Annotated in this window: 15 protein-coding genes and 1 pseudogene; 10 read left to right on the top strand and 6 right to left on the bottom strand. The window is 59.2% G+C overall.

Going from position 1 to position 18097, the window contains the following annotated elements; translation table 11 throughout:
* Positions 1-326 precede the first annotated feature (326 nt).
* Together VNV36_RS08420 and VNV36_RS08415 are read left to right on the top strand one after the other, a co-directional pair.
* Positions 327-1568 (top strand): glutamine synthetase family protein, encoded by a 1242-nt coding sequence (locus VNV36_RS08420; protein WP_325717706.1) that lies wholly within the window; start codon positions 327-329, stop codon positions 1566-1568.
* Positions 1569-1637: 69 nt separating this feature from the next.
* The gene (locus VNV36_RS08415) at positions 1638-3029 is read left to right on the top strand and encodes an MFS transporter (protein WP_325717366.1); all 1392 of its coding nucleotides are present in this window, start codon (positions 1638-1640) and stop codon (positions 3027-3029) included.
* Positions 3030-3103: 74 nt separating this feature from the next.
* Here the strand turns inward: VNV36_RS08415 and VNV36_RS08410 are convergent, their stop codons facing one another.
* The 4 genes from VNV36_RS08410 to flgA form a co-directional block, all read right to left on the bottom strand.
* Positions 3104-3850 carry a flagellar brake protein gene (locus VNV36_RS08410; protein ID WP_325717365.1) on the bottom strand — a complete coding sequence of 249 codons (747 nt, stop codon included), beginning with the start codon at positions 3848-3850 and terminating at the stop codon, positions 3104-3106.
* A 92-nt stretch (positions 3851-3942) separates the two neighbouring features.
* Positions 3943-4410, bottom strand: coding sequence for a flagellar protein FlgN (locus VNV36_RS08405; protein WP_325717364.1), 468 nt, complete (start codon positions 4408-4410; stop codon positions 3943-3945).
* A 48-nt stretch (positions 4411-4458) separates the two neighbouring features.
* A complete protein-coding gene (gene flgM / locus VNV36_RS08400) occupies positions 4459-4785 on the bottom strand; it encodes a flagellar biosynthesis anti-sigma factor FlgM (RefSeq protein WP_325717363.1) in 327 nt (108 codons plus the stop codon).
* 160 nt (positions 4786-4945) lie between these two features.
* On the bottom strand, positions 4946-5707 hold the full coding sequence (gene flgA / locus VNV36_RS08395) for a flagellar basal body P-ring formation chaperone FlgA (protein ID WP_325717705.1): 762 nt from the start codon (positions 5705-5707) through the stop codon (positions 4946-4948).
* Between the two features lie 82 nt (positions 5708-5789).
* On the opposite strand from flgA, the gene VNV36_RS08390 reads away from it, so the two are divergent.
* The 6 genes from VNV36_RS08390 (at position 5790) to flgE (ending at position 10899) form a co-directional block, all read left to right on the top strand.
* Entirely contained in the window at positions 5790-6722 is a 933-nt protein-coding gene (locus VNV36_RS08390) for a chemotaxis protein CheV (RefSeq protein ID WP_090285360.1), read from the top strand.
* 46 nt (positions 6723-6768) lie between these two features.
* Complete coding sequence (cheR, locus tag VNV36_RS08385; RefSeq protein WP_325717362.1) at positions 6769-7596, top strand: protein-glutamate O-methyltransferase CheR; 828 nt, start codon at positions 6769-6771, stop codon at positions 7594-7596.
* 341 nt (positions 7597-7937) lie between these two features.
* The gene (gene flgB / locus VNV36_RS08380; protein WP_325717361.1) at positions 7938-8348 is read left to right on the top strand and encodes a flagellar basal body rod protein FlgB; all 411 of its coding nucleotides are present in this window, start codon (positions 7938-7940) and stop codon (positions 8346-8348) included.
* A 3-nt stretch (positions 8349-8351) separates the two neighbouring features.
* Positions 8352-8795, top strand: a complete 444-nt coding sequence (flgC, locus tag VNV36_RS08375) for a flagellar basal body rod protein FlgC (protein ID WP_186552329.1) — start codon at positions 8352-8354, stop codon at positions 8793-8795.
* A 15-nt stretch (positions 8796-8810) separates the two neighbouring features.
* Positions 8811-9539, top strand: coding sequence for a flagellar hook assembly protein FlgD (flgD, locus tag VNV36_RS08370; protein WP_325717360.1), 729 nt, complete (start codon positions 8811-8813; stop codon positions 9537-9539).
* Between the two features lie 31 nt (positions 9540-9570).
* The gene (flgE, locus tag VNV36_RS08365; RefSeq protein ID WP_325717359.1) at positions 9571-10899 is read left to right on the top strand and encodes a flagellar hook protein FlgE; all 1329 of its coding nucleotides are present in this window, start codon (positions 9571-9573) and stop codon (positions 10897-10899) included.
* Positions 10900-11912: 1013 nt separating this feature from the next.
* Here flgE and VNV36_RS08360 read toward each other — a convergent pair.
* On the bottom strand, positions 11913-14807 hold the full coding sequence (locus VNV36_RS08360; protein WP_325717358.1) for a ribonucleoside-diphosphate reductase subunit alpha: 2895 nt from the start codon (positions 14805-14807) through the stop codon (positions 11913-11915).
* A gap of 765 nt (positions 14808-15572) precedes the next feature.
* On the opposite strand from VNV36_RS08360, the gene VNV36_RS08355 reads away from it, so the two are divergent.
* Both VNV36_RS08355 and VNV36_RS08350 read left to right on the top strand, forming a co-directional pair.
* Positions 15573-16295: a response regulator gene (locus tag VNV36_RS08355; RefSeq protein ID WP_325717357.1), complete on the top strand. Its 723-nt coding sequence runs from the start codon at positions 15573-15575 to the stop codon at positions 16293-16295.
* Positions 16292-17902 carry an ATP-binding protein gene (locus VNV36_RS08350; RefSeq protein ID WP_325717356.1) on the top strand — a complete coding sequence of 537 codons (1611 nt, stop codon included), beginning with the start codon at positions 16292-16294 and terminating at the stop codon, positions 17900-17902. The genes VNV36_RS08355 and VNV36_RS08350 overlap by 4 nt, the downstream gene beginning before the upstream one ends.
* Positions 17903-17970: 68 nt before the next feature.
* Here the strand turns inward: VNV36_RS08350 and VNV36_RS08345 are convergent.
* Positions 17971-18097: pseudogene (locus VNV36_RS08345) on the bottom strand (IS110 family transposase); the annotation flags it as partial.

The raw sequence follows: 18097 nt of genomic DNA, 5'->3' as shown, positions 1-18097 counted from the left end.
TAGGAGCTGTAGGAGCTGTAGGAGCTGTAGGAGCTGACGAGTGCAACGAGGCTGCGATCTTTTGATTTTAAAAAAACAAGATCAAAAGATCGCAGCCTCGTTGCACTCGTCAGCTCCTACACGGGATCCGGGTTTTTGGTTGACGCTGCTTGATATTCCGAACAGCCGCAGCCTATTTTGTCCGGGTCGCCGTTCGCGGCTCGCACAATAACAAGGATTGCGTCATGACAACCGATGGCCAGGGTTCACTCGCGCAGCGACTGACCGGCATTGATGAGATTGAATGTGTCACCCCGGATCTGAACGGGGTACCACGGGGCAAGGTGATGACCGCCGAGGGTTTCCTCGAAGGGCGGCGTTTGCAGCTGGCGCGGGGTGTGCTGCTGCAATGCATCATGGGCGGTTATCCGCCTGCGCGGTTTTACGGCAGCGACGATGGCGATCTGGCGCTGGTCGCCGACCCCATGCAGATTCATCGTCTGCCCTGGAGCGACGAGCCCCGCGCCATGGCAATTTGCGACGCCGACGAACTGAGCGGAGAAAGCTCCAGTCTTTCGACCCGAGGCCAGCTCAAAGCGGTCATCGCCCGTTACGCAGCACATGGCCTGGCGCCGGTAGTGGCGACCGAGCTGGAGTTTTTTGTCTTCGCGCCGAATACCGATCCGACTCAGCCGTTCCGTCCGCCGGTTGGCCTCGATGGCCGCCGCGAGGATGGCCAGTCAGCGTTCAGCGTCAGTTCCAATAACGGCCTGCGGCCTTTCTTCAGTGAAGTCTATAAGTGCATGGCGGCCCTCGGCCTGCCGCGCGACACCTTCATGCATGAAATGGGCGTCAGCCAGTTCGAAATCAATCTGCTGCACGGCGATCCGCTGCTGCTGGCCGATCAGACGTTCCTGTTCAAGCACCTGCTCAAGGAGGTCGCGCTCAAGCATGGCCTGAGCGTGGTGTGCATGGCCAAGCCGCTGGCGCATACGCCGGGCAGTTCGATGCACATCCACCAGAGCATTGTCGAAATCGGCAGTGGCAAGAATGTCTTCACCGACTCGAAAGGCGAGCCGACGGCAATATTCCGCCACTTCATCGGTGGGCTGCAGGCGGGCCTTGCCGATTTCACCGCACTGTTTGCGCCCAATGTGAATTCCTATCAGCGCCTGTGTCATCCATATGCATCGCCGAACAATGCCTGCTGGTCACACGACAATCGCGCCGCCGGCTTGCGTATTCCCGCCAGCTCGCCGGTCGCACGTCGGGTCGAAAACCGTTTGCCGGGCGCCGACGCCAACCCTTATCTGGCGATCGCTGCCAGTCTGGCGGCGGGTCTGCATGGTATCGAGCAAGAGCTGGAGCCGAGTGCGGCGATCCAGGGTGAATTCGCCGTGCCGGATCATCTCGCCTTGCCGTGTACCTTGCATGCGGCGCTTGAACGTCTGAAACGTAGCCAGTTGGCCAGGGAACTGTTCGGGTCGGAGTTCATCGAAGGCTACATCGCTTCGAAGACCATGGAGTTGACCAGTTTCTTTGACGAAATCACTCCCTGGGAGCGCCGTGTGCTGGCCGCCCAGGCCTGACGTATCGCCGCCGCCGGGCTATCGTTGCGATAGTCCGGTACTTACTGCAAGGAGCCGCTCGGAACGCCGATGCGCCAAATCTGGAAATCCTTTCGAGCGCTGTATTTTGCCTCGCTGATGATGTTGATCGGCTCAGGCCTTCTCTCTACTTATCTGGCTCTGCGTCTGGCTGCCGACAATGTCGACGGACTGTGGGTCGGTGCGCTGATGGCGGCCAACTATTTCGGCCTGGTACTGGGCGGAAAGATCGGCCACCGCCTGATCGCCCGGGTCGGGCATATCCGTGCGTATTCGGCATGTGCCGGGATCGTCGGCGCGGCAGTGCTTGGCCATGGGCTGGTGGATTGGCTGCCAGCGTGGCTGGTGCTGCGGACGATCGTCGGTCTGGGCATGATGTGCCAGTACATGGTGATCGAAAGCTGGCTCAACGAGCAGGCCGACGCCAACCAGCGCGGTCTGGTGTTCAGCGGCTACATGATCGCTTCGTATCTGGGCCTGGTGCTCGGTCAGCTGATTCTGGTCATGCACCCCGGCCTGGGGCTGGAGCTGCTGATGCTGGTCGCGCTGTGCTTTGCGCTGTGCCTGGTGCCGGTGGCGCTGACGCGACGGATTCACCCGGCGCCCTTGCACCCGGCGCCGATGGAGCCGCGTTTCTTTATCAAGCGCGTTCCGCAGTCGCTGAGCACGGTGCTCGGCGCGGGTCTGATCATTGGCTCGTTCTACGGTCTGGCGCCGCTGTATGCCTCGCAACAGGGCTTGTCGACCGAGCAGGTCGGTCTGTTCATGGGTAGCTGCATTTTTGCAGGCTTGCTGGTGCAGTGGCCGTTGGGCTGGTTGTCCGACCGTTACGACCGCGCGCTGCTGATTCGCTGTTTTGCCGGTTTTCTCGCGGTGGCGGCGTTGCCCCTGGCGATCCTGCCGCAGGTGCCGCTGGAGGTGCTGTTCGTTGTCGGCTTCTTCTGTTCGCTGGTGCAGTTCTGCCTGTATCCACTGGCGGTGGCGTTCTCCAATGACCATGTCGAAGGTGATCGCCGGGTGTCGCTGACCGCCATGCTGCTGGTGACCTATGGCGTCGGCGCGAGCATCGGGCCGCTGCTCGCCGGTGTGCTGATGAAACTGTTCGGCAGTCAGAGTCTGTATGCGTTCTTCAGCTTCTTCGCACTGGTGCTGGTCTGGCGGATTCGCCCGAAAGCGGTCACCAACCTGCATCAGGTCGACGACGCACCGCTGCATCACGTAGCAATGCCCGACAGCATGTCGAGCTCGCCGCTGGTGGCGGCACTGGACCCGCGTGTCGATGAACAGGTGGTGCAGGAGCAGATGGTCCAGGATCCGACGCCGGCCAGTCCTGAGCCGGAAGTCGAGCCTGAACCCGCCGCGCAGCCGGACGCCTTGGCCGAAGCCGATCTGGACGATGGCGACGACAAACCTGCACCGGATATCAGTGGCGGCAGGCCCTGAGCCGAACATGAGCAGCGGTACATAAAAAAAGGGCAGTCCTGTGCGGGACTGCCCTTTTTGTTGATGGCCGCGACTCAGAAATCGTCTTTGTCGAACCGCCGCGCTTCACGCTGCAGCTGGTAAACGAAACGCTCGACATTGCGTGCAGCCTGGCCACTGATGTTGTGAAAGCGCAGACCGGCAAAGGTGATGTTGAGTTTGTCTTCGAAGTGCAGATAGCGCAGCTCGACCGATATCGGTTGGTTGCCGAACAGCGGCGGGGCGATCAGGCGATCGTAGACCTGGCCCAATTGCAGGCGGCCAGTGATGTCGCCTTCGAAGCGAAACTTGCAACCGGTGGCGGAAATATCCAGCAGTTTGCCGTGGATAGGCGACTTGAGCTTTTCGCCGCCCAGTTCAACGCTGACCAGATCGGTGAGTTTCAGTGCTGCGCGGAAGGCGTTGCGACGCTGGTGGTAAACCACTTCGGTTGGCAGTTCACCGGTGTAGAAGCGGTCGCCGTCGGATTCTTCGATGTTCAGCGTGCCGTTGCATTCCCAGGCGATACGCACGCCATCGTGAAACCCCTCGACCTTGAACGGCTCGCCAGCCAGCAGGAAGCGCTCGCCATCGCGTGGGATCATTTCGTCCAGAGCGATCGTCGCGGTTTCCCGGTCGACCTTGATCAGGTAGCTCTGAAAGCGCTGGCTGCGTTCATGGAAAGTGATAATCAGCGGATCGTGGCTGTCTTGCAGCTGGCGCAGGTTGCTGGAGATTTCCAGTGGCGTGGTGAGCACCTTCGGAGGCTGCGGAGCATCATCCGCGCTTAGGGTGTTGGACACGGTTCTTCAATCTCCAGACAAAATAAGACTACGACTGGCCAGTATTTTGCCAGTATGTTTCGCAGGTGGATAGTGCAGGGCCACCGAACGGCTCATGCCTGGCTGAGCGTGCGCGGCTTGACCGGTTTGGCAAATGTCCCGCTGGCGTCGTAAAGCGCTGGCGGCTCGCCGCCGGTGAGGATTTTCAGCTGATTGGCCGTGGTCGCCTGCTGGATCTGGATCGACCGGCCGTTCTTGATGTTGGCTTCTTGGCATTGCGCAATCAGCGCGGTCAGGGCATCGCCCTGGGCCAGCAACTGCGCGCCGATGCTGGATTGGCTGGCCAGTTGTTCCAGACCGCTGCGATCAGTCGGCAGATTGAGGCTGGCGAGAATTTCGCTGCGCTTGCGGCCATGCTGCTCGAGCTGAATGATCAATGCCTGTTTGGTTGCCAGAATTTCTTCCAGCAGCGGCATGTCGCGACCATGCAAAGCGATGGATTCGGTTTGCAATAACTCCAGCAATTGTTGCGCTGGAGCAAAGTCGTCGTTGATCAGTTGCAGTAAGTTAGTGTCGTGCATGGCTGGCCTTGGGGTTTAAGCGTCCAAAAGCCTGGCGCCGGCAAAAGCCTAGCGCTGGGCTTCGAAGTTGAGCAGTTTGCTGGCTACACGGTTGCTGTCGACTTTATAGCTGCCATCGGCAATCGCGGCTTTCAACTCGGCCACGCGGGCTTTGTCGACAGCAGGTTGATCGCGCAGCTTGTCAGTGACCTTCTGCAACTGTTGAGCCTCATTGCTGAGGTGTACCGATTCCCCGCTTTTGGCGGCATTGGCCTGTTCGGCCTGGGTATTCAGCGGCGCGGAGGGGCTGTTTTCAGCGCTTTCCTTGGCGTTGCTGGTACGTGTATTGCCTGTCAGAGACGAGGAACTGTTCAAACGGCTGAAATCGATAACCATGATAAAAACCTCTGGGAATTTGGACGCTTGCCATGTTTTCGGCTATCCCCTGAAAAACTTTAGGCCCAATTGACCATAAGCTTGCATGCGCCGTTGCGAGACCTGCTGCGGCACAGTTTAGGGAAGCGACGGGATCGGCGCCAGTTTTCTCCATTGGTGTTTACATGGCCACTTCCACCTGTCCCGGCGCGGTCACCTGCGCCTTGATAACTCGTTGAGAATTAAGGTTTTTTACTCGAATCTGTTCTTTCATGCCGCCATTCGACAGCGCTTCGCCCGGCATGCGCACGGCGAGCGTACCGCTGCGCGCGGTGATGACCACCTGGTCGCCCTTGCGCACCACTTCCGCCTGTTCCAGATGCACCAGGGTGATGACTTGGTCAGCGACCGTTGGTCGGGTAAGTTTCTGCCCGATCGCTTCATCGACCGAGGTCAGGAAACCCTGATTGATCGTGCTGACGTCGCGTTCACGCAAGGTCACGTCCTGCGGCTCGATAATGCCCGCGCGCTTTAGCGGACGAGTGGTCGTGACGATCTCGCGAAACAGGCGGACTTGAGCGGGTACGAACACCGTCCAGGGCGAGCTGCCTTCGCAACGAACCTTCACCGTGACGCGGCCCAATGGCCGTGCCGGGCTCTCCAGACTGGCTGTCAATTCCTTGTCGCACATGGGCATGCGCATGCGTGGGTCAAGCTGGTTGACTTCGATTTCGTAGCGGCCTTCGGTTTGACTGGAAGCCAGATAGTCTTCTACGGTGAATTCAAGAAAGCCCTGAGTCACGCCGATAAGCATATCAGGCAAGGTAACCGCATCTGCATTGGCAGGACTGCCAGCAAGCAAGCAGCAAACGGCGGACACCGCGCAAAGCCCTTTGCGAAGGGAAGAGGTCAGGCGTCGGGAAAATGTCGTTTGAGCGTTCATACGAGTTAAAAAGCAAGCGCCGTGCCGTTTAGCAATGAATGTGCGTCGCAACAACACTTGGCGTTGATGTAGGAGTCTGGGCATGGCTGGTGTAATGGATTCGGTGAACCAGCGCACGCAACTGGTAGGGCAGAATCGCCTCGAGCTGCTGTTGTTCCGTCTCGACGGCCAGCAGCTCTACGGGATCAACGTGTTCAAGGTTCGGGAAGTGCTGCAATGCCCGTCACTGACGTTGATGCCCAAATCCAGTCCTGTCGTGTGCGGGGTAGCGAATATACGGGGAGCGACCATTCCGATCCTGGATCTGGCAATGGCAACGGGTTCCGGCGCGTTGAAAGACAAGAACAGTCCGTTCGTGATCATCACGGAGTACAACACCAAGACCCAGGGTTTCCTGGTCCGCTCGGTGGAGCGCATCGTCAACATGAACTGGGAGGAGATCCATCCGCCACCCAAGGGTACCGGTCGCGATCACTACCTGACCGCTGTGACTCGGGTGGACAACCAGTTAGTCGAAATCATCGACGTCGAGAAGGTATTGGCCGAAGTGGCGCCGACGCCGGAGGCGATCTCGGTGGGCGTGGTCGATGTCGAGACGCAGACGAAAGCGTTGTCGCTGCGGGTGCTCACGGTCGATGACTCGTCGGTGGCGCGCAAGCAGGTTACGCGCTGTCTGCAAACCATCGGTGTCGAAGTCGTGGCGCTGAACGACGGCAAGCAGGCGCTGGATTACCTGCGCAAGCTGGTCGACGAGGGCAAGAAGCCGGAAGAAGAGTTCCTGATGATGATTTCCGACATCGAGATGCCGGAGATGGACGGGTACACCCTGACGGCGGAAATCCGCGGCGACGCACGCATGCAAAAGCTTCATATCATCCTGCATACTTCGTTGTCCGGGGTATTCAATCAGGCGATGGTCAAGAAAGTCGGTGCCGATGACTTCCTGGCCAAATTCCGTCCTGATGACCTGGCATCCCGGGTAGTCGACCGGATCAAAGCAGCAGATATCAGCTAGGGGCCTTCTGCCCCTGGCGGTCAACACGATTTAAGAGGCGGCATCTTTGTCTACGGGTAATTTGGATTTCGAACAGTTCCGGGTCTTCCTGGAAAAAGCCTGTGGCATTCTGCTCGGTGAAAACAAGCAGTATCTGGTCTCGAGCCGTCTCAACAAACTGATGGAGCAGCAGGGCATCAAGTCTTTGGGTGAGCTGGTTCAGCGCATCCAGACCCAGCCGCGCAGCGGTTTGCGCGAGCAGGTGGTAGATGCCATGACGACCAACGAAACCCTGTGGTTTCGTGACACCTATCCGTTTGAAGTCTTGAAGAACAAGGTATTGCCGGAAGCGATCAAGGCCAGCCCCAACCAGCGTCTGCGGATCTGGTCGGCGGCCTGCTCGTCGGGTCAGGAACCGTACTCGCTGTCGATGTCGATCGACGAGTTCGAGCGCAGTAACCTGGGCCAGTTGAAGATGGGTGTGCAGATCGTTGCCACTGATCTGTCGGGCAGCATGCTCAACAACTGCAAGACCGGCGAGTATGACAGCCTGGCGATCGGTCGCGGTTTGTCGCCGGAACGTCTGCAACGTTACTTCGACCCGAAAGGGCCGGGCCGCTGGGTGGTCAAGGCGCCGATCAAGAGCCGGGTGGAATTCCGCTCATTCAACCTGCTCGACAGCTACGCAGCGCTGGGCAAGTTCGACATCGTGTTCTGCCGCAACGTGTTGATCTACTTCTCTGCCGAAGTGAAGAAAGACATCCTGTTGCGCATTCACAGCACGTTGAAGCCGGGCGGGTATCTGTTCCTTGGCGCATCCGAAGCGCTGAACGGTTTGCCGGATCATTACCAGATGGTGCAGTGCAGCCCGGGGATTATTTACAAGGCGAAGTAACCGGTTAGCGGCAATACAAAAACGGGAGGCCCTCAAGGTCTCCCGTTTTTTTGTGCCTGACACCGCACTCCCCGTGTAGGAGCTGCCGAAGGCTGCGATCTTTTGATCTTGATCTTTAAAAGCAACATCAAAAGATCGCAGCCTTCGGCAGCTCCTACAGGTTCGGTGTTGGCAGGCGGCAGCGGCAGAAAAGCGGCATCCGGCGGTAACCGGTTGCCGCTTTTCTGGCATTGCCGCTTTGCCTGTTCGGCGCAAAGCCCCGGAATACGGGGGTTCTTCCATTTGGCACGGCGCTTGCTAAAGCTCAGTTACGAAAAACCGGTCACCTGAAGGTTCCCGACATGAGCATCAGCTTCGACAAAGCGCTGGGCATTCACGAAAAGGCATTGGGCTTCCGCGCCCAGCGTGCCGAAGTGCTGGCCAACAACATCGCCAACGCCGACACCCCGAACTACAAGGCGCGGGATCTGGATTTCTCCAAAGTGCTCGAAGCGCAGACCGAGAAAACCAAGACCGGCGGCCACTTCGCCCTGAACATGACCCACAGCCGCCACATCGAGGCTGAAGGGCTGGGCAATGGCGATGAGTCGCTGATGTATCGCACGCCGATGCAGCCTTCGATCGATCAGAACACCGTGGACGCTCAACTGGAGCAGTCGAACTACGCGGAAAACGCCGTCGGCTTCCAGGCCAGCTTCACCTTGCTCAACAGCAAATTCAAAGGGCTGGTATCAGCCCTGCGCGGAGAATAATCCATGTCCCTGTCCAGCGTTTTCAACATTGCCGGCAGCGGCATGAGCGCCCAGACCACACGTCTGAACACCGTGGCCTCGAACATCGCCAACGCCGAAACCGTTTCGTCGAGCATCGACCAGACCTACCGCGCCCGTCACCCGGTGTTCGCCACCATGTTCCAGGGCGGTCAGGCCGGCGGCAGCAACTCGCTGTTCCAGAACCAGGACGCGGCCGGTCAGGGCGTGCAGGTACTGGGCGTCGTCGAAGACGACAGTAACCTCGAAGCGCGCTACGAGCCGAACCATCCGGCGGCCGACGCCAAGGGCTACGTCTACTACCCGAACGTCAACGTGGTGGAAGAAATGGCTGACATGATTTCCGCGAGCCGTTCGTTCCAGACCAACGCTGAAATGATGAACACCGCCAAAACCATGATGCAGAAGGTACTGACCCTCGGTCAGTAATAAGGGGCGACTGCCATGAGCGTTACGGATTCCACCAGCACCCTGAGCATGAAAGACATTCTGGCCAACTCGTCGAAGCCAGCCAGCAGCACGACCCCGGGCGGCATCGCTTCGGCGACCAACAGTGCCACCGGCGGTCAAGCGCTGGGCAAGGATGCTTTCCTGCAGTTGCTGGTCACCCAGCTGAAAAACCAGAACCCGCTCGATCCGCAGGACAACAGTGCCTTCGTCGCGCAACTGGCGCAGTTCAGCAGCCTTGAAGGCATCACCACGCTGAACTCCACCGTGAGTGGCCTTGCCGGCAACTACAACTCTTCGCAAGCGTTGCAGGCTTCTTCGCTGGTCGGTCGCAACGTGATTGTACAGACCAACACCGCACAGCTCGATGATCCGACCAAAGGCCTGACCGGGTCGGTCACCGTGCCATCGTCCATCGCCGGCGGCACCGTGACCATCACCGACAAGGACGGCAAGACTGTGCGCACCATCGACCTGGGCAGCCGCGCCGCCGGCGCTGCCAGCTTCACTTGGGATGGCAAGGACACCGCCGGCACCGTGGTGCCCGTCGGCACTTACACGTTCAAGGCCAACGCACCGATCAACGGCGCCGCGACCGACCTGGCGACCTACCTGCCAGCGACCGTCAACAGCGTGACGATCAGCCAGACCGGTGGCGAGCTGATGCTCAACCTGGCCGGCAAGGGCACCGTTGCCCTGTCCAAAGTACAAACCATTGGTATATAGAGCCGACTAACCCGGCACGAAGGAGTGGAACATGTCTTTTAACATCGGCCTTAGCGGTCTCTATGCCGCCAACAAACAACTGGACGTGACCGGTAACAACATCGCCAACGTGGCGACCGCCGGCTTCAAGTCCTCGCGCGCAGAATTCGAAGACGTCTACTCGGCGACTCGTCTGGGCAGCGGTAGCAAAGTGATCGGTAACGGTGTGCGTCTGGCCAACGTTTCCCAGCAGTTCACCCAGGGTGACATCAACAACACTGGCAACGTGCTGGACATGGGCATCAATGGCTCCGGTTTCTTCACCATGAATAACAGCGGTTCGGTGTCCTACACCCGTGCCGGTACGTTCAAGGTTGATAACGCCGGTTACATCACCAACACTGACTACACCTCGCGCCTGCAGGGTTACGGTGTGGATGCCAATGGCAAGATCATCAACGGCGTGTTGACCGACCTGAAGATCGACACTTCGAACCTGGCTCCGAAGTCGACCTCGGCGGTGGCTTCGAGCATCAACCTGAACTCGACCGCTGCAGTGATCGACGACACGGTTCCTGCAGGCAAGTTTGATCCGACCAACACCGCGACCTACACCAAGTCGTTCAGCACCCCGATCTATGACAGTCAGGGCAACCAGCACACCATGGATCAGTACATGGTGAAAACCGGCGCCAACACCTGGAAGGTCTACACCCTGGTGGACGGTCGTAACCCGGATGCGACCGGCAGCGATCCGAAAATCACAGCCCCTGTGGCTTCGACGCTGTCCTTTGATGCAACCGGCAAGCTGACCCAGGTCAGCACGCCAGACCCGGCGGGTGGCGCGCCTGTCATCAGCAGCGATTTGACGCTCAAAGGTTGGGTGCCAGGCACTGTGACCGATGGTGTCTGGAAGGCTAACGGTGCGGCGGCAAACCCGGCGGGTGTAACCATCTCGATGGCCAAGACCACCCAATACAACGCTGATACCTCGCGTACGATTCCGACTCAGGATGGTTACGCCACTGGGCAGATCACCAACCTGACTATTGACGGTACCGGTACGCTGTTCGCCAACTTCAGCAACAACCAGAGCAAGGCTATCGGTCAGGTTGCACTGGCCAGCTTCACCAATGAACAGGGCCTGCAGGCGATCGGTGGCACCAGTTGGAAAGAGACGTTCGCTTCGGGTATTCCGGGCTACGATGCGCCCGAGACCGGTACGCTGGGTTCGGTGGTGTCCAACTCGCTGGAAGAGTCGAACGTCAACCTGACCAACGAGCTGGTTGATCTGATCAAGGGTCAGAGCAACTATCAGGCGAACGCCAAGACCATTTCGACCCAGAGCACGATTATGCAGACCATTATTCAGATGACCTGATTCGGTTTCTGCGTGGTTTGATTGGGCCCCTCGTTTTGAGGGGCTTTTTTTTGGGGCCTTGGCGGCCTTTGGGCCGACCAGGCTGTTGGGGTTTTGGGTGAATATCCGTTGCTTCGGTAGCGGCTGCTGGCGGTTTCGCCTGACGGCGACTTACTTTTTTACAAGCGCCAAAAAAAGTAAGCAAAAAACGCTTGCTCCTGCGTTCGGCCCTCGCAGGCTCGGGTTCCTTCGCTGCGGGACTGATCCGGGCGCAGCGGCTCCGGTTTGCTTCGCTGCACCTACACTCGCTGTGTACGACTGCGTCGTACGGTCGCTGCGCTCCCACCCCCGGATCAATCCCTCCACTCAGCCTTCCGAAGTCGCCCGTGGATCAAGATCAAAAGCGATACTCGAGCTAACGCTCATCGTGTAGGAGCTGCCGAAGGCTGCGATCTTTTGCTTTTGCTTTTGCTTTTCTGTGGGGGCGAGCCTGCTCGCGAAGGCGGCCTGACAGCCGACCTGTTTCTTGCGGTTGTACCCATCCAACTGTAGGAGCTGCCGAAGGCTGCGATCTTTGATCTGGCTTCTGCTTCTGCTTCTGCTTCTGCTTTTGCTCTGGCTTTTGATCTTTTGCCCCTTCGGCAGGCTTCGTTACGGGATTGATCCGGGCGTGGGAGCGCAGCGACCGTACGACGCAGTCGTACACAGCGGGAGGAGGTGCAGCGAAGCAAACCGGAGACGCTGCGCCCGGATCGATCCCGTAACGAAGAACCCCGAGCCCCAGCGAGCGGGCCGTACGCCGGGGCAAAGCCTTTTGGGTTACCTTTTTGGCGTCTGAAAAAGGTGACTCGCTGTAAGAGCGAAACCATAAGAAGCCGTTACCGCAGCAACGGATATTCACCCAAACCCAAACCCAAACCCAAACCCAAACCCAAACCCCAAAAAACAAAACCCCCAACAAACCAGAAGTCTGTCGAGGGTTTTCTTTTATCTGGTGATATCAGGCGTCGCGCAACGCCTGATATCAGCTCAGCTTATTGGCAAGCTTCGCAATCCGGCTCGTCAATCGCGCAAGCCTTTGGCACTGGCGCCGGACCTGCCGGAGCGGCCAGAACCGAATCGTCACCATGGTTGCCTCCGCTGGAAACAGCGTTCAGCTTGCCGGTGTTGATAGTCGACTTCTCGGTGCTGGTCGCGGCCAGGGCACGGAGGTAGTAAGTGGTTTTCAGACCACGGTACCAGGCCATGCGGTAGGTCACGTCGAGCTTCTTGCCCGATGCGCCGGCGATGTACAGGTTCAGCGACTGAGCCTGGTCGATCCACTTCTGACGACGGCTGGCGGCGTCAACGATCCACTTGGTGTCCACTTCGAACGCGGTCGCGTAGAGCTCTTTGAGTTCTTGCGGGATGCGCTCGATCTGCTGCACCGAACCGTCGTAGTACTTCAGGTCGTTGATCATGACCGAGTCCCACAGGCCGCGTGCTTTCAGGTCGCGAACCAGGTACGGGTTGATCACGGTGAATTCGCCCGACAGGTTCGATTTCACATACAGGTTCTGGTAGGTCGGTTCGATCGACTGCGAGACGCCAGTGATGTTGGCGATGGTCGCGGTCGGTGCGATGGCCATGATGTTCGAGTTACGGATGCCTTTCTGTACACGGGCGCGAACCGGTGCCCAGTCGAGGGTTTCCTTCAGGTCGACATCGATGTATTTCTGGCCACGCTGTTCGATCAGGATCTGTTGCGAATCCAGCGGCAGGATGCCCTTGGACCACAGCGAACCGTTGAACGTCTCGTAGGCGCCGCGCTCGTCAGCCAGGTCGCAGGAAGCCTGGATCGCGTAGTAGCTGACCGCTTCCATCGACTTGTCGGCGAACTCGACGGCCGCGTCGGAACCGTAGGCGATGTGTTGCAGGTACAGCGCGTCCTGGAAGCCCATGATGCCCAGGCCGACCGGACGGTGGCGGAAGTTGGAGTTCTTCGCTTGCGGCACCGAGTAGTAGTTGATGTCGATCACGTTATCGAGCATGCGCACAGCGGTGTTCACGGTGCGTTGCAGCTTGGCGGTGTCCAGCTTGCCATCGACGATGTGATTCGGCAGGTTGATCGAGCCCAGGTTGCAAACGGCGATCTCGTCCTTGTTGGTATTCAAGGTGATCTCGGTGCACAGGTTCGAACTGTGTACCACGCCAACGTGCTGCTGCGGGCTGCGCAGGTTGCACGGGTCCTTGAAGGTCAGCCATGGGTGGCCGGTTTCGAACAGCATGGACAGCATCTTGCGCCACAGGTCTTTGGCCTGGATGGTCTTGAACAGCTTGATCTTGCCCGGGTACTCGGTCAGCGCTTCGTAATATTCGTAGCGCTCTTCGAAAGCCTTACCGGTCAGGTCGTGCAGGTCCGGTACTTCGGATGGCGAGAACAGGGTCCACTTGCCGTCATCGAAGACACGCTTCATGAACAGGTCAGGAATCCAGTTGGCAGTGTTCATGTCGTGGGTACGACGACGATCGTCACCGGTGTTCTTGCGCAGCTCGATGAACTCTTCGATGTCCATGTGCCAGGTTTCCAGGTAGGCACACACAGCGCCTTTGCGCTTGCCACCCTGGTTCACGGCCACGGCGGTGTCGTTCACCACCTTGAGGAACGGCACCACGCCTTGCGACTTGCCGTTGGTGCCCTTGATGTACGAGCCCAGTGCACGAACAGGTGTCCAGTCATTGCCCAGACCGCCGGCGAATTTCGACAACATGGCATTGTCGTGGATCGCGTGATAGATGCCCGACAGATCATCCGGCACGGTGGTCAGGTAGCAGCTCGACAGCTGTGGACGCAGGGTACCGGCGTTGAACAGGGTCGGGGTCGAAGCCATGTAGTCGAACGAGGACAGCAGGTTGTAGAACTCGATCGCACGGTCTTCTTTTTGCTTCTCTTCGATCGCCAGGCCCATGGCCACGCGCATGAAGAAGATCTGCGGCAGTTCGAAACGCACGCCATCCTTGTGGATGAAGTAACGGTCGTACAGGGTCTGCAGGCCGAGGTAGGTGAATTGCTGATCGCGTTCGTGGTTGATCGCCTTGCCCAGTTTTTCCAGGTCGAAGGTGGCCAGCACAGGGTTCAGCAGTTCGAACTCGATACCTTTGGCGATGTAGGCCGGCAGTGCCTTGGCGTACAGGTCGGCCATTTCGTGATGGGTGGCGCTTTCGGCGACTTCGAGGAAGTTCAGGCCTTCGGCACGCAGGGTGTCCATCAGCAGGCGGGCGGTGACGAACGAGTAGTTCGGCTCGCGCTCGACGAGGGTACGGGCGGTCATCACCAGGGCGGTGTTGACGTCGGTCAGGGCCACGCCGTCGTACAGGTTCTTCAGGGTTTCGCGCTGGATCAGGTCGCCGTCGACTTCTTCCAGACCTTCGCAGGCCTCGGTGACGATGGTGTTCAGGCGGCCCATGTCCAGCGGCGCGAGGCTGCCGTCGGCGCGGGTGATGCGGATCGACGGGTGGGCGTCGACGGCGGCTTCGGCCGGCGCGTGGGCAGCCCGTTCTTTCGAACGGCCGTCACGGTAGATCACGTAGTCACGCGCGACTTTCTGCTCGCCGGCACGCATCAGGGCCAGTTCGACCTGGTCCTGGATTTCTTCGATATGGATGGTGCCGCCCGATGGCATGCGACGCTTGAAGGTCGCGGTGACCTGTTCGGTCAGGCGCGCAACAGTGTCGTGGATTCGCGACGAAGCGGCAGCGGTGCCGCCCTCAACTGCGAGAAACGCTTTGGTGATAGCGACGGTGATCTTGTCATCGGTGTAAGGAACGACAGTGCCATTACGCTTGATCACGCGCAGCTGGCCAGGCGCGGTGGCTGCCAGATCCGAAGTCGAATCGGCGGCCTGCGGCAAGGTGCCCTGCGGGTTCTCGCGAGTTGTGTCGGTTTGCATGGGGGGTGGTCTCCACATTCTCTATGTTTGTTTGGCACCGTCATGGTGCTCACCGTTCTGTACCGAAGCACTGCAACCGACGGGCGTCGGCATTACAAACTTCGGAACAGTAGGAAAAAGGCTGCAACGCCGCATCCTTGCCGAAGTTTTGGTCGCAAGCACAAGCTCGCTACCGGATTCCTTCGCGGGTGACAGTCATGACTGCAACACCCATACCGTTTCGTCCGTTTCGGACCAAATAAAACGGTGCCATCCGCCAGTGCGGTTTGGGCTTGAAAAAACTCGCTTGTTCAACCTGAAACTCACCATAAAGCACTTGAGTTTCAGGTCTGAAATGTGGTTGGGCGTTTTAGGCGAAAACCCTATATGTAGGGTCTCCGTTTTCGCCGTGCTACAAGATAATGCGTTTCAGGGGGGGATTGCAACGTACTACCTGTGGATAAGCCTGTGCGTAATTTGTGTAAGAAACAGGGAAAACGCGTGTAGGCCGCGAACCTGCTGAGCCAGACCGTTTGTCACTGTTTTTTCGCTCGGAAAAACGCTTCAGCGGTTTTTCAAGGGCGCGAACCCTATCACAGAATTCTGCCTTGTCCGAACGCATTTACCGACTTGTTTTCCGGGTGATCGGCGTTTATACAATCGCTGCATCCATAAGCATTTTTATCCTCCTTGAACATGACAAATGAACGGGAGGAATCGTGTAGGAGCTGTGTTCATTCAGCCAAACCTTCATATACCAATAAAAACAGCAAGCAGAGGTCACCGGTGGAGCAACAAGCCTTTCAGATATTGATCGTCGAGGATGACCAGCGACTGGCCGAGCTCACCCGCGATTACCTGCAAGCCAATGGCCTGCGTGTGCAGATCGAGGGTAACGGTGCGCTCGCGGCGGCGCGGATCATCAGGGAGCAGCCGGATCTGGTGATTCTCGACCTGATGCTGCCCGGCGAGGATGGTTTGAGCATTTGCCGCAAGGTGCGCAACCAGTACGACGGGCCGATCCTGATGCTCACCGCGCGTACCGACGATGTCGATCAGATTCACGGCCTCGATCTGGGGGCCGACGATTACGTGTGCAAACCGGTGCGTCCGCGCTTGTTGCTGGCGCGGATCCAGGCGCTGCTGCGACGCAGCGACACAGCAGAGCCGACCGCGGAAAAATCTCGCCGTCTGCAATTCGGCCCTTTGGTGGTCGATAACGCATTGCGCGAAGCCTGGCTGAGCGACAGCGGTATCGAGCTGACCAGCGCCGAGTTCGATCTGCTCTGGCTGCTGGTCTCCAACGCCGGGCGGATTCTGTCCCGCGAGGAAATCTTCACTGCCCTGCGCGGCATCGGCTACGACGGCCAGGATCGCTCGATCGATGTGCGCATCTCGCGCATCCGCCCGAAGATCGGTGACGATCCCGATCATCCACGTCTGATCAAGACCATCCGCAGCAAGGGCTATCTGTTCGTCCCCGAGGCCTGCGTAGATCTGGCCCTGTGAATTCGATCTTCCTGCGTATCTACGGTGGCATGTGCGCCGCGCTGATTCTGGTGGCGGTGCTTGGGGTGCTGGCGCTGCACCTGCTCAATCAGGTGCGCAGCGAGCAATATCGCGAGCGCCTGGCGCATGGCACGTTCTCGCTGATGGCCGACAACCTGCAACCGATGAACCAGACCGAACGCCATCGCGCGCTGCTGGTGTGGGAACGCTTGCTCGGCATTCCGCTGACGCTGAAAAAGTTCGCCGAAACCGATCTCGATCTGACCCAGCGCACCCGCGTGGTGCGCGGTCAGGCGCTGGTCGAGCAGACCGGGCCGCACGCGGCCAAGGTCTATCGGCTGGTCAGCGAAAAGGAACAATTGATGCTGGTCGGTGAGGTGCAGCAGATCAGTGAGCAATTGGCCCGGGCGACCATTTATCTGCTCGCCGATGAGTTGGTGCGCGTGCCGGTCGGCGAACAGCCCAAACGTCTGGCGCAAATAAAGAGAGACAAGGGCTTTGGTTTCGACCTGCGTCTGGTCACGGTGAATGACGCCGACATGGACGAAGACCAGAGCCGTCGCGTGGCCGAGGGCGACACGGTAATGGCGCTGGGCAAGGGCGGCGATTCGATCCGCGTGTTTGCCGGCATGGTCGGCACGCCGTGGGTGCTGGAAATCGGCCCGCTGTACCAGATGAATCCGTACCCGCCGGAGTGGCTGGTGCTGATTGCCGCGCTCGGCCTGACGCTGATCGGGTTGATCGTTTATCTGCTGGTGCGGCAACTGGAGCGGCGTTTGCGGGGGCTGGAGGCGGCTGCCACGCGCATCGCCAAGGGCAGCCTGGAAACCCGTGTGCCGGCGCGCGGGGCCGACTCGGTCGGGCGTCTGGCGTCTGCGTTCAATGGCATGGCCGAGCACTTGCAGCAGTTGCTGGCGATCCAGCGTGAACTGGTGCGTGCAGTGTCCCACGAGTTACGCACGCCAGTGGCGCGGCTGCGTTTCGGTCTGGAAATGATCGGCACGGCAACCACCCCGCAAGCGCTGGAAAAATACCGCGAAGGCATGGATCACGACATCGAAGACCTCGATAAGCTGGTCGATGAAATGCTCACCTATGCCCGACTGGAGCAGGGCTCACCCGCGTTGACCTTCCAGCGCATCGATCTGGATGCGCTGGTCAATCAGGTGATCGAGGAACTGGCGCCGCTGCGCGCCGAGGTCAGGGTGCAGCGCGGGTTGTGTCTGTCATCCGCCGACAACGACGGCGCCTGGGTTGAGGCCGAGCCGCGTTATCTGCATCGGGCGTTGCAGAATCTGGTGGGCAATGCGATGCGCCATGCGCATTCACAGGTGACGGTGAGTTATCAGGTCGGCCAGTTGCGCTGTCGGATCGATGTCGAGGATGACGGGCCGGGTGTGCCGGAGGTGGCGTGGGAGCGGATCTTCACCCCGTTCCTGCGGCTGGATGACAGCCGCACGCGAGCGTCGGGCGGGCATGGCCTGGGGCTGTCGATTGTGCGGCGGATCATTCACTGGCATGACGGCCGGGCGATCATTGGCAAGAGCAAGAGTCTGGGTGGAGCGTGTTTCAGTCTGAGCTGGCCGCGGAATCAGGAGCGTCGCTGAGATTCGGGATACCGCTTTCGCGAGCAGGCTCGCTCCCACATTTGCAATGCAATCCCCTGTGGGAGATTCTATGTTGCGTAGCAACCCCGCAATTTCAGGTTAAGCGATATTCGCTCTGGTTCTTCATCAGGGCGAACGCCACTCGACAGAGCTTGCGAGCAAGAGCTACCAACGCCTGTGTTTTCGAGAAGCCTC

This window comes from Pseudomonas sp. (assembly GCF_035554175.1).
Taxonomy (GTDB): domain Bacteria; phylum Pseudomonadota; class Gammaproteobacteria; order Pseudomonadales; family Pseudomonadaceae; genus Aquipseudomonas.
The sequence above is the reverse complement of the archived record's forward strand: the minus strand, read 5'-3'. Positions and strand labels throughout refer to the sequence as shown.

What these genes read in the sequence shown, in the direction of transcription:
- VNV36_RS08420 (WP_325717706.1), top strand. Translation starts at nt 327, where the DNA reads ATGACCGCCGAGGGTTTCCTCGAAGGGCGGCGTTTGCAGCTGGCGCGG.
- VNV36_RS08415 (WP_325717366.1), top strand. Translation starts at nt 1,638, where the DNA reads ATGCGCCAAATCTGGAAATCCTTTCGAGCGCTGTATTTTGCCTCGCTG.
- VNV36_RS08405 (WP_325717364.1), bottom strand. Translation starts at nt 4,410, where the DNA reads ATGCACGACACTAACTTACTGCAACTGATCAACGACGACTTTGCTCCA.
- flgM (WP_325717363.1), bottom strand. Translation starts at nt 4,785, where the DNA reads ATGGTTATCGATTTCAGCCGTTTGAACAGTTCCTCGTCTCTGACAGGC.
- flgA (WP_325717705.1), bottom strand. Translation starts at nt 5,707, where the DNA reads ATGAACGCTCAAACGACATTTTCCCGACGCCTGACCTCTTCCCTTCGC.
- VNV36_RS08390 (WP_090285360.1), top strand. Translation starts at nt 5,790, where the DNA reads ATGGCTGGTGTAATGGATTCGGTGAACCAGCGCACGCAACTGGTAGGG.
- flgB (WP_325717361.1), top strand. Translation starts at nt 7,938, where the DNA reads ATGAGCATCAGCTTCGACAAAGCGCTGGGCATTCACGAAAAGGCATTG.
- flgC (WP_186552329.1), top strand. Translation starts at nt 8,352, where the DNA reads ATGTCCCTGTCCAGCGTTTTCAACATTGCCGGCAGCGGCATGAGCGCC.
- flgD (WP_325717360.1), top strand. Translation starts at nt 8,811, where the DNA reads ATGAGCGTTACGGATTCCACCAGCACCCTGAGCATGAAAGACATTCTG.
- flgE (WP_325717359.1), top strand. Translation starts at nt 9,571, where the DNA reads ATGTCTTTTAACATCGGCCTTAGCGGTCTCTATGCCGCCAACAAACAA.
- VNV36_RS08360 (WP_325717358.1), bottom strand. Translation starts at nt 14,807, where the DNA reads ATGCAAACCGACACAACTCGCGAGAACCCGCAGGGCACCTTGCCGCAG.